Here is an 11,504-nt window from a genome sequence, read left to right on the forward strand (position 1 = left end):
GCGGTCTTCAGCGGATCGGGTTTATCCCACCCAGTCGGCCACTTCCAATACGACTTTATTGGCCGCTTTGTTCAACGCTTCGCCAACCGGTCCGGCTTCAGCAGCAAAGACGGATTCCCGGACTTCAAAGCGCCGTTTTTCAACGGGCTGATCTTGGCGCACTTTAACCGCATCATAGGTCACGATGACGGTCAGGCTCGGGCCATCCAATCCAAAATTGACCAATTGCCCGGATAAATAGGTTTCCGCCTTGCCTTGCGCTTGCACGGCAGTCAGCACCAAGCGGTCATTTTTAGCGGCGATGGTTTCGGCCAACAAAGCTTGGAACAAACGGGCTGGCTTATCGACCCAAGTGGCCTCTTTCAGATAGGCAATGCCGGTTGAACCTGTTTGAACCGGTACCCGTACATTGTTCAGCTTTTGCGGAGTCGAAGGCAGTTGCACAACCAGCGCTCCGGCTCGCGGACCAGCTCGAACGGCGCCGGCATCAACTTGCAAATCTGAACTCAGTGATAACAAAAACGGCGGCGGTTCGGCACCGCCAAAACTGACACAACCGCCAAGCGCAACCAAAATGGCCAAGGGTCCCAGGCTTGTTATTTTTCGCAATTTCGTCATTGGTCCCTGCTTTCCCATTGATGCTTTTCTATTTGCCTGGTTCATAATCAGGCAGCGCTGGCGCCGATAGTAAAGAACCCGCGCCGCCTTGGTCCAATCGTTCCGAAACCGATGTCAAAGACTGAGTCAAAGCTTGCATATCCTGAACCAGCTGATCGACTTCCGGGATGGTCTTCGCGCCGAGCTGTTGCACGCCGGGCCGGGCATCATCCAATACTTCACCCAAAGCGGCCATGCTTTTTTCCGCCGCAGCCAGCGTCTTGGTTAGATTTTTCGCCAAAGGCTCGCCATTATTGCTGAGCAATTGATTGGTATTGTCAGCCACGGCAGACAGTTTTTCTGCGGTCACGCCAGCGTTGCGAATGGCGACAGCAGATTCTGCCATTAACAGCTCCAAATTCGGCGCTTGTTTGGCCAGCGTACCGGTCAGTTGTTCGGTATTGTTCAAAATCCCTTCGATCGATTCCTGATTCTGATCGGATAGCAACAAGGTCAATCGATCGGTCAAGGTTGCCAGACGCTCGACGACCAAAGGTGCGCTATTAAGCAATTCACCCAAAGCGCCCGGTTTTGTTGGGATGACCGGAACCCCTTCGGGGCCCAATTCTTCTATTGGAGGGGCGTCTTTTACCGCGCCGTCTAGTTGTATATTAGGCGGGGCCGTAAAACTGATGCTCTGGATGGTAGCGGTGGTCCCTTGCAGGATGGGTGTCTCTTCGCTGACCGCGATGCGCACGCGAACAAAGTCCGGATCTTTCTCCCAAAGTTCGACATCCAAAACCTGTCCGGAGGGCACTCCGGCGAATGTCACGCCAGTTCCTTTCGCTAAACCGCCAACAGATTGGGCGAAGAAAATATCATATTCTTTCTGGATCCCGTCTCCAAAGCGCACAATCCATACCAAAAAGGCAGCCATTAAAGCGATAAGGGTCAGGGTGATTGCACCCACTAAAATATGATTGGACCGTGTCTCCATTATTTCACCTTTATGGCCAGCCGTGTCGGCCCCTGCAACAAATCTCTGTCTTTATCCTGCTTTTTCAATGGCGCGGTCATCATTGTGGCGCCGCCATACGGCCGCGCGGTCCATTGAAATATTCTTGAATCCAAGGGTGATCCATAGCCAGCAATTCCGGTATCGTCCCCACCGCTATGACTTGCTTGTCAGCGAGAACCGCGACCCGGTCGCAAATCGCATGCAAAGTGTCCAGATCATGGGTGATCAGAAACACGGTCAGTCCTAATGTCTGCTGCAATTCCCGGGTTAGATTGTCAAAAGCGGCGGCGCCGATCGGATCCAATCCAGCCGTCGGCTCATCAAGGAACAAAAGCTCCGGATCAAGCGCGAGTGCGCGCGCAATACCGGCCCGTTTGCGCATGCCGCCGGATAATTCAGCAGGATATTTTGGTGATGCTTCAGGCGGTAAACCGGATAAACATACTTTATATTTCGCCACTTCCCGGCGGAAATCGCGGTCCATTTCCGGATAAAATTCCCGGATTGGCACCATGACATTTTCTGCCACTGTCAGCGTGGAAAACAGCGCGCCGCCTTGGAACAGCACGCCCCAACGTTTGCGCACATCAATGGTTTCCGCTTCCGACCGGCCAAGCAAAGATTCGCCAAAGACTTCAATTGCGCCTTCATCCGGCTTTTGCAGACCAATAATCGATCGCATTAAAACCGATTTGCCAGTGCCAGAGCCGCCGACCACACCTAAAATTTCGCCCTTTTGTACATCAAGGTCGAGATTTTCGTGAATCACTTGATCCCCAAAGCTGTTGCGCAGCCCCTTCACGCAGATCATGGTCTCCGGATCAGCCATTAATTCCACCCAATCCAACTGAAGAAGACCGCGAAAAACGCATCTAGAACAATCACCAAAAAGATAGCCTGAACGACGGCGGCGGTTGTCCGTTTACCCACTTCTTCGGCATTGCCCTTGACTTGCATTCCTTGATAGCAGCCGCAAATGGCAATGATCGCTCCGAATACCGGGGCCTTTGCGAGACCGACATAAACATCCGTGAGTGGCACCACTTCGCGGATACGCGCAAAAAAAGTAGCGGGCGGGATATCAAGCTCGACCCAGCTTAACAGTCCACCGCCGATTATTGCGACGATAGAGGCGTAAAAACCCAATAGAGGAAGCATGAATACGGCTGCCAAAAACCGGGGCAAGACAAGCGCTTCCACCGGCGACACGCCAATGGTGCGCATCGCATCAATTTCTTCGGTCAATTTCATCGTGCCGATTTGCGCTGCAAAGGCGGAACCCGAACGCCCCGCAACCATGATTGCGGTCATCAAAACGCCCAACTCTCGCAGCGTCAAACGGCCGACAAGATTAACTGTGAAAACCTCCGCGCCAAATTGTCGCAATTGAACTGCGCCTTGTTGTGCGATGACAAGTCCGATGAGAAAACTCATCAGACCAATGATACCCAATGCACGAACCCCCACCACATCAAATCGCTGAATCACGGCATTCCAGCGAATGCGGCTGGGATGGAGCAGCAACGTCCCGGCGGAAATCATGACGGAACCAAAAAACCCAACCAATCCCGCTAAAGTGGTCAAAGCAATGAGCGTTGATTCGCCGATTTCATTCAGTATGCGAATTACCGGATTTGGAGGATCGGGCCGCACTTCTGCCGGTTGATCAACACCGGCCACAGCCGCAATAAGACGCTCTGCCTCATTATCTTCACCGACAATATTTGCACCGCTGTCGCGGGCAGTACGATGAATCAGCCAAGCTCCCACCGTATCAATATAGCCCACATCGGACAGATCAATCCGCTCGATATGCGTACCATAGTCGCTTAGCCGTTCGGGAAGGTCACCCAATGCCGCGATAGACAAATCACCGGAAAAACGAAGTGCTGACACTCCGTCTTCTGTCATTTCCTCGATAAAATCGCTTGGCACTGTCATCTCGGTCATAGGTGACTGAAAAATCGCAAAAGCTCAAGCCATTATGACAAGTCATTTGCTTGGTTTATCGCTTCTGCTGCTGCTAAAGAGAAACGAATTGCAAGAAATGAGGCCTGATGACCCACTTAGCCATTTACGATATGGACCGGACAATTACGGTGCGCGGAACCTATACGCCGTTTCTTTTTCATATGGTTTTTGCACGCGCGCCTTGGCGTTTGTTATTCTTACCACTGCTTCCCTTTGGGTTTATCGGCTATGGACTGAAACTTATCAGTCGAAAAAGTTTGAAGACCTATAATCAAAGATTGTTGCTTGGCAGCCGTCCAAAAATAGCGGACCTACAACCCCATATCGAAGATTATGCTGACAAGGTAATACGCTCCAACAGCTACGCCAATGCCCTAGCGCAAGTGGAATCTGATCGCGCTGAAGGTCGCAAATTAATCCTCGCGACCGCTTCTTACGAACTTTATGTGAACGCCATAGCGGCGCGGCTGAATTTTGACGCGGTCATCGCAACGCGCCTAAAAATCGACGAGCAGGACCGGGTCTTGCCCCAAATTGTTGGCGAAAATTGTTATGATATCGCTAAGCTCGACCGGATAAAAACCTATCTCGACGCGCAAGAATTGGATCCAGATTCTATCCATATTCGGGCCTATTCCGATCATGTCAGCGATGCGCCGATGCTCGAATATGCCGATGAAGCCATTGCCACCACCCCCAGCGGCGCTTTGCGCGCACTGGCCAAAAAGCGAAACTGGCAGATTGTCGACTGGGACCAATAGCCAAGCAAAGCACCTCTATTGGCCCATGCTCTCAGACCGCGGCCAATGCCTGATCAAAGTCCGCAATCAAATCGTCCGGATCTTCCACGCCAATGGAAATCCTCACCAGATTGTCGGTAATACCCAAGGCCGCGCGCCGATCATCGGGCACCGATAAATGGGTCATGGCCGCCGGAAGACTGGCGAGCGTTTCTGTTCCACCCAAGCTGACCGCCAATTTGGCAATTTTTAGGCTGTCTAGAAAAGCAAAGGCTTCTGTCTCGCCACCTTTGATAAAGACCGAAAATGTCGAACCGGCGCCGCTGCAATGTCGGTCATAAATATCCTGTTGCGAGGCGTCGGTGATAAAGCCGAGATAGCCCAATCCATCCACTTTGGGATGGTCGCGCAAGAAGGCACAGACTTTTTCCGCATTTTCTCCCGCGCGGGTCATCCGCAATTCCAGCGTTTCCAGACTGCGCATCAGCATCCAAGCGGTATTCGGATCGCAAATGGTTCCGATCGTATTGCGAATGGCACGGATCGGATTCATATGATCCTTGGATCCCAAAACTCCGCCGGCAACCAGGTCGCTATGCCCGCCGACATATTTGGTCAGGCTGTAAATGACAATATCTGCGCCATGTTTAAGCGGTTGTTGCCATAGCGGCCCGAGAAAAGTGTTATCAATTGCAATGGGCGGTAAGCTTCCCTCGGCAAATACTGAATCTCGGGCAGCAGCCACACCTTCAATATCAACCAATGCATTGGTCGGATTGGCCGGACTTTCCAAATAGACAATCGCTACTTTTCCGCCACTTTGCGCAGCTTGTTCCTTCGCTTTTTCGAGCATGTCTGCAACATCAGACGGGCTTGCTCCTGCAGGAAAATCCATAAAGGTCACGCCAAATCGACCCAATATCTTGTTAATCAGGGTTTCTGTTGCCGCATAAAGAGGGCCACTGTGAACAACCACATCGCCTTGATTGACATTGGCGAGTAAGACCGTTGCAATGGCCGACATGCCGCTGGAAAAGACCAATGCATCTTCGGCTTCATCCCAAATGCTCAAACGGTCTTCAAGAATTTCCTGATTGGGGCCATTAAAACGCGAATAGACGAGACCATCTGCGCCGCCGGGGCGCTTGCCAGTAATGCCTTCAAAATGCCGTTTGCCAGCCGCTGCATTTTCAAATGCAAAGGTTGAAGTCAAGAAAATCGGCGGCTTGAGCGAACCTTCAGACAGGACCGGATCATAGCCATGGCCCATCATCAAGGTCGCTGGCTTCAACTTGCGTCCACCAATTTCTTCAATAGGCGCTTTTGGCATTCTGCGCGGGGTTACTGGAACAATCGGCTCGTCATTTTGATCGGACATTTCAACTCTCTCCACCGTGGGATTTTATTGGCAGCGCTCATGCCCGAATAGTCAACTGATTACAAATGAAACCATCCAAATCGAGCCAATTATGATCGGGATGCCTGCCAGATCGAGGATGAAACCTGATTTCAGCATTTTCGGCAATTCGATATGGTTGGTCGCCCAAGCTATGGCATTGGGTCCTGTCCCCGAAGGCAGCATGAAACCCCAACTGGCAGCCATGGCTGCTGGCATGGCGAGCAATACGGGATCCACCCCGGTCGCCAATATCAAACTCGCGACCACCGGCATGATGCCGCTGGCCGTGGCCACGTTCGAAGCGAATTCCGTCACCAGAATAACCAACGCTACTAGCGCAACCGCGATTAACAGGACGGGAACATTTTTGAGGGGAGACAGCGCCAGTCCCAGCCACTCCGCCAAGCCCGATTCAATAATACCGGCGGCCAAAGCCAGGCCACCACCAAACATCATGATCACACCCCATGGTGCGCGATCCGCTTCCTCCCAATTGAGCAATTTGCGGCCAGTGCCGTCGGGAAGAAGGAATAATAATAATCCGCCCAAAATAGCAATGCTGCCATCATGAACCGCGCCATCTGGAAGCACCGCTTTAATCTGAGGTAAGAAAAGCCAACCCAGGACCACGATCAATACCACCGGAACAACACGCTTTTCCGGTCGGCTCCACGGACCCGGCGAACCAATGGCTTGTTTGGCGCGCAAGCCATCAAAACTATGCCGACCAACTTTCTGGACCATGATCAATATGGCAGCACAAACGGGCAAACCGAGCAGGACCACCGGCAAACCAAATTTGAGCCAGCTCAAAAAATCAATATCCATGCCCAATGTCTTGTTGATCAATCCGGCGGCGATAGCATTTGTGGGACTGCCTACCAATGTCCCCAGCCCGCCAATGGAAGCAGCGAAAGCAACGCCCATGATCAACGCCCCGGCAAACCCGTCGGTTTCTTTGGGTTTGATACCGCCCGCCACCAATACAGCGACCGCAATGGGTATCATGATCAAGGTGGAAGAGGTGTTGGATATCAACATGCTGAGCAGCGCCGTTGCCACCATGAATGCTATTAATATGCCCCAAGCGCTTTTGCCGGCCATGTTGACTATCGCCAATGCCAAGCGGCGATGGAGCCCGACCCGCTCAATGGCCAAGGCAAGAAAAGCACCACCCAAGATCAGAAACAAAATCGGAGAATAATATTGGCTCGCTGTTGTTTTGACATCCATGACGTCCATAACGGGCAAAGCCAAAAAGGGGAGCAAAGCGGTCGCCGTGAGCGGGACAGCCTGGGTCATCCACCATGTCGCCATTAAAATTGTGAGGGCGGCAACATGCCATGCCGCTGGGCTCATCGCGGCCGGAACCGGAAGCAACAGCATGGTCAGAAACACCGCCAAACCAACAAATAGTCCGATGCGCTGGGCGTTCATCTGTCACTCCCCTATACGCTTGTTGCAGCCGGTTCAGTTAAGCGGGCAATCCGATAAGCGATATCTGCCGACCATAGCCCGCTTCCCCGCGATGGCAACTGCGGCGATAGCTAAAATAGCGTTGCTCCAGCGAATAAGTGTCGAGACCCAATTTTTCGACAGCAGAAAGCCCCGCCGCGATCAAGCGGTCAGCAACATAGGTTTCAATATCAAATTGGAAATGATCCGGCTGACCGGCTTCAAAATATAGCGTGTTCTTGCTGTCGGTTTCAGTAAATTTATCGCGAAAGCCCGCATCGACTTCATAGCTGGACTGGGCAATGCACGGACCAATTGCGCAGGCAATATTGTCCCGCGACGCCCCCAATTTTTCCATCGCAGCGATAACATTATCCGTCACACCGCCTATCGCCCCCTTCCAGCCGGCATGCGCCGCGCCGATAATTTGTGCTTTCCGATCATAAAGCAAAAGCGGCACGCAATCTGCGGTGAGTATCCCCAGCAACAGCCCCGGTCGGTCGGTAACCATCGCATCAGCATGCGGCCGCGCATCAACCGGGAAGACTTTGTCAACGGTCACCACATCTGCGCTATGAACTTGATATAAGGTTGAGAGGGCGCTGCCGGGCATAATTGCATTTTTTGCCCGTTGCCGGTTTTCCGCTATCGCTGCACGGTCATCATCACTACCCAAGCCAACGTTGAGACCGGCATATATTCCGGTTGATAATCCGCCGGATCGGCCCAGAAACCCATGGGCTGAACCGTTGAGAAGTTCAGATTGTTCTATATCCAGGGCCATATCTTGTCCGTCAAAGCCGCCGCTAAGCGAGGCTTTTACTAACCTGCTCGGATACATCTTTCGACAGATCCGGCGTTGCGGCTATTTTCTCCAGTGCCAGGCGCATCAATTCGGACCGGCCTCGTTCGAACCGTCGCCATCGACCCAGCGGCGGAATAAAGCGCGCAGCGGTCTGAGGGTTTTGCCCATCCAAAGCGATGACCATGTCTGCCAAAAGCGCATAGCCTTTGCCGGATTCATCGTGGAAGCGAACGGGGTTGCTTGTAAAACCGGCATAGAGGGCCCGAACGCGATTGGGATTCGATAAAGTGAAATCCGGGTGGCGAGCGAGATTTTCAACCCGCTTCACCGTATCACTTCGTTGGGACATGGCTTGCAAAGTAAACCATTTGTCGAGGACCAAAGCATTATCTTTGAAGCGTTTGAAAAAATCATCAAACGCCCAGCTTCTTTCTTCACAATCCATGTGCGACAAAATATTCAAGGCGCCCTGCATCGCCGTCATATTATCCGCATCCAAATATTGCTCATAAGCAATTTCGGCCGCATCTTCGACTTGCGAAGCTGCGATATAGGCCAATGCCACATTGCGCAATTTGCGCGCTGCGCGGGCCTCGGCATCGAGAGAAAAGGGAGCGGGCGTACATTGTTTGTAAAGCCGCCGAAACTTGCGTTCAAACTGAACACCGATCTTTCCGCGCAACTTTTCTCGCGCTTCGTAAATTGCCTGCGGGTCAACTTCCGCCATTTGATCCCCGAGAAAAGCTTCACTCGGCAATTGCAGCAATTCCGCTAAAAACGCCCGGTCAATTTGCTCATCCGCCAGCACCGCTCCAACCGCCTGCAATATAATATCCCGATCAGCTGGTGTGCCAGATACTTGCGCCAATAAATAGCCGGTCATGAGTTGTTGCATGGCCTCAAACCGAGCGAAAGGATCATCGTCATGGGCTGACAGAAAAGCCAATTCTTCGGCGCTGCGGCTGCTTTCCAAAATAATCGGAGCCGAGAAATCGCGATTAATCGACAGGATAGGATGATCCATCTGCTCGCCAAAAGAAAAAGACTGCTCCGCTTGATCCATCACAATCAGCTGCTCACCATCATGGTCACCGCTGCTCGGATCGAGCAATGCAATTTTCAGTGGGATCACCATGTGTGACGGCTTCAATGGGCCGCCGGCAGCGGACAGGCTTTGTTTCAGTTGCAGCGTGGCTGTGCCGGTTTGGGGATCATGGGTCAGTTTGGCGGCAACACGCGGAGTACCTGGCGTCATGTACCAGGCGCGAAATTGTCCCAGATCGATATCACCGCCTTGTTCCATGGCCACAACAAAATCTTCACAGGTCGCCGCTTCGCCATCATGGCGCTCAAAATAAAGGTCCGTTCCTTTGCGAAACCGATCCACGCCCAATAAAGTCGCCATCATGCGAATGACTTCAGCGCCCTTATTGTAAACAGTGGCCGTGTAAAAATTGGATATTTCCTGATAGCTTTCCGGCCGGATCGGATGGGCCAAAGGACCAGCATCCTCGGGGAACTGGGCCGCACGCAATATGCGGACATCTTCAATGCGCTTGAGCGCCGCCGATCCCATATCCGCGGAAAAGCTCTGATCGCGATAAACAGTGAAGCCTTCTTTCAAACTCAATTGAAACCAGTCCCGGCAAGTGACACGATTGCCTGACCAGTTGTGGAAATATTCATGGGCCACCACGCCTTCAATGCCATCAAAGTCGCCATCCGTCGCCACTTCGGGATCAGCGAGAATATAGCGGGAATTGAAAATATTCAGGCCCTTATTTTCCATCGCTCCCATATTAAAATCGCTGACGGCGACAATGTTGAACAATCCCAAGTCATATTCGCGGCCGTAAACCTGCTCATCCCAGCGCATGGAATCCTTAAGCGCTTGCATGGCGTGACCGGTCCGCGGCAAATCGCCGTCGCGAACCCAGATATTCAGTTCCACTGGCTTGCCGGATTGGGTGGTGAAGCTGTCAGAATTGGCGACAAGATCCCCGGCAACCAATGCGAATAAATAGCTTGGTTTCGGCCAGGGGTCATTCCATTGTGCCCAATGCCGTCCATTTTCGCTATCGCCCTGATCGACTTTGTCGCCATTGCACAAGAGAATTGGAAATAGATTTTTATCGCCTTCCATCCGTACCGAATAACGGCTCAATATATCGGGCCGATCCGGGAAAAATGTGATGCGGCGAAAGCCTTCAGACTCGCATTGCGTGCATAACATGCCCTGCGAAGCATAGAGACCCATTAATTGAGTGTTGGTCGATGGATCAATCTCAACTGTTATCTCGACAATATGAGCCGGCCCGGTGAGCGGCACATGTAAATTGCCCTCAACCAGTTGCCAATCCGTCCAGGTTGCACCGTCGACCTTGACCGCAGTCGGGATTAATCCATCGCCATCAAGCACCAGAATTTCATCAAATTTTGCTGATTTTGATCGCCGAACATCCAGTGTCGAACGGACAATTGTTTGATCAAGACCGAGCTGAAAATCCAACGCGATTGTTGGCACGAACCAGGCAGGCGGCCGATAATCCTCGCGGCGGATAATGGCGGGCGGATCGGCAGCTATCGCGGCCTCGGTCTTTTGAATATCGAGCATAGTTTTCTGCCATAAGAGCCATTTGCACGTCGCGCAATTGCGTTTATGGTCCAGCGCTTCCGGCCGGCCCGCGATAGGATATAAAAAATAGATGCCACATATTTTTATTTTTGGATTGGGTTATACGAGTTCCCGGTTGGCAGCGACCTTGCGCCGCCAAGGTTGGAATGTCACCGGAACAAAAAGGATCGCTAGTGATGACGCGATCGCCTTTGATGATAAAGCCTCAATAGAAAACGCCCTTGAACAAGCCACACATCTTCTTTCTTCGGTACCACCAGCCAGGGATGGCGGCGATCCCGTGCTTGATCATTATGGATCGGCAATCCGGGCAGCGACTTTTGAAGCAACGGCCTATCTTTCCTCAACCGGCGTTTATGGCGATGTTGACGGCGCTTGGGTGGATGAGAGCGCTCCGATTGGATTGGGGCGCCGCAAAGCGCGCAGCCAAGCCGACCTTGATTGGCAAAATTTGCGCAATGATGTTCGCGTGTTGCGACTGCCCGGAATTTACGGACCGGGTCGCAATCCAATGACCCGGGTGGAACAAGGCAAAGCGAAACGGATTGACGTGCCCGGACAAATGTTCAGCCGGATCCATGTGGATGATATTATTGCGGCTATCTTGGCGTCATTTGATGGTCCCGCTGGCGTCTATAATATCGCAGATGATTGGCCAGCGCCTCAACATGAGGTCATAGCCTTTGCCGCACGGCTATTGGGTATTGCACCGCCGCCACTTCTGTCTCTGGCAGATGCAGATCTCTCGCCCTCAGCAGCAGGATTTTACGAGGAAAATCGCCGTGTCGCCAATGGCAAAGCCAAAAGATCGTTAAATTGGACACCCCAATATCCCGATTACAAATCCGGTATGACCGCCTTGATGAAATAGTTACAACCGGCCC

The 11,504-nt window shown here is 52.3% G+C and carries 10 protein-coding genes; 2 read left to right on the forward strand and 8 right to left on the reverse strand.

From position 1 onward, the window contains the following. Nucleotides 1–21: 21 nt before the first annotated feature. The 4 genes from ABJU74_RS05315 to ABJU74_RS05330 form a co-directional block, all read right to left on the reverse strand. Nucleotides 22–618 (reverse strand): ABC-type transport auxiliary lipoprotein family protein, encoded by a 597-nt coding sequence (locus ABJU74_RS05315; protein WP_348383118.1) that lies wholly within the window; start codon nucleotides 616–618, stop codon nucleotides 22–24. A gap of 28 nt (nucleotides 619–646) precedes the next feature. Beyond that, nucleotides 647–1,594 carry an MlaD family protein gene (locus tag ABJU74_RS05320; protein ID WP_348383119.1) on the reverse strand — a complete coding sequence of 316 codons (948 nt, stop codon included), beginning with the start codon at nucleotides 1,592–1,594 and terminating at the stop codon, nucleotides 647–649. A gap of 79 nt (nucleotides 1,595–1,673) precedes the next feature. Further along, complete coding sequence (locus ABJU74_RS05325) at nucleotides 1,674–2,444, reverse strand: ABC transporter ATP-binding protein (protein ID WP_348383120.1); 771 nt, start codon at nucleotides 2,442–2,444, stop codon at nucleotides 1,674–1,676. Next, nucleotides 2,444–3,556, reverse strand: a complete 1,113-nt coding sequence (locus ABJU74_RS05330) for an ABC transporter permease (protein ID WP_348383155.1) — start codon at nucleotides 3,554–3,556, stop codon at nucleotides 2,444–2,446. Before ABJU74_RS05330 ends, ABJU74_RS05325 begins: the two co-directional genes overlap by 1 nt. Nucleotides 3,557–3,672: 116 nt before the next feature. On the opposite strand from ABJU74_RS05330, the gene ABJU74_RS05335 reads away from it, so the two are divergent. Next, a complete protein-coding gene (locus ABJU74_RS05335) occupies nucleotides 3,673–4,347 on the forward strand; it encodes an HAD family hydrolase (protein WP_348383121.1) in 675 nt (224 codons plus the stop codon). Between the two features lie 31 nt (nucleotides 4,348–4,378). Here the strand turns inward: ABJU74_RS05335 and ABJU74_RS05340 are convergent, their stop codons facing one another. From ABJU74_RS05340 to pepN, 4 genes are read right to left on the reverse strand one after another with little or no spacing between them, the layout of a single operon-like run. Next, nucleotides 4,379–5,704, reverse strand: a complete 1,326-nt coding sequence (locus ABJU74_RS05340; RefSeq protein ID WP_348383122.1) for a cystathionine gamma-synthase family protein — start codon at nucleotides 5,702–5,704, stop codon at nucleotides 4,379–4,381. 51 nt (nucleotides 5,705–5,755) lie between these two features. Continuing rightward, nucleotides 5,756–7,162, reverse strand: coding sequence for a DASS family sodium-coupled anion symporter (locus ABJU74_RS05345; RefSeq protein WP_348383123.1), 1,407 nt, complete (start codon nucleotides 7,160–7,162; stop codon nucleotides 5,756–5,758). 37 nt (nucleotides 7,163–7,199) lie between these two features. After that, nucleotides 7,200–7,964: a peptidoglycan editing factor PgeF gene (pgeF, locus tag ABJU74_RS05350; RefSeq protein ID WP_348383124.1), complete on the reverse strand. Its 765-nt coding sequence runs from the start codon at nucleotides 7,962–7,964 to the stop codon at nucleotides 7,200–7,202. A gap of 22 nt (nucleotides 7,965–7,986) precedes the next feature. Next, nucleotides 7,987–10,599, reverse strand: coding sequence for an aminopeptidase N (gene pepN, locus ABJU74_RS05355; protein ID WP_348383125.1), 2,613 nt, complete (start codon nucleotides 10,597–10,599; stop codon nucleotides 7,987–7,989). A gap of 91 nt (nucleotides 10,600–10,690) precedes the next feature. Between pepN and ABJU74_RS05360 the strand changes: the two genes are divergently transcribed. Continuing rightward, the gene (locus ABJU74_RS05360; protein WP_348383126.1) at nucleotides 10,691–11,491 is read left to right on the forward strand and encodes an SDR family oxidoreductase; all 801 of its coding nucleotides are present in this window, start codon (nucleotides 10,691–10,693) and stop codon (nucleotides 11,489–11,491) included. Nucleotides 11,492–11,504: the final 13 nt, after the last annotated feature.

Source organism: Parasphingorhabdus sp. (genome assembly GCF_039982415.1).
In the GTDB taxonomy this organism is placed as follows: domain Bacteria; phylum Pseudomonadota; class Alphaproteobacteria; order Sphingomonadales; family Sphingomonadaceae; genus Parasphingorhabdus.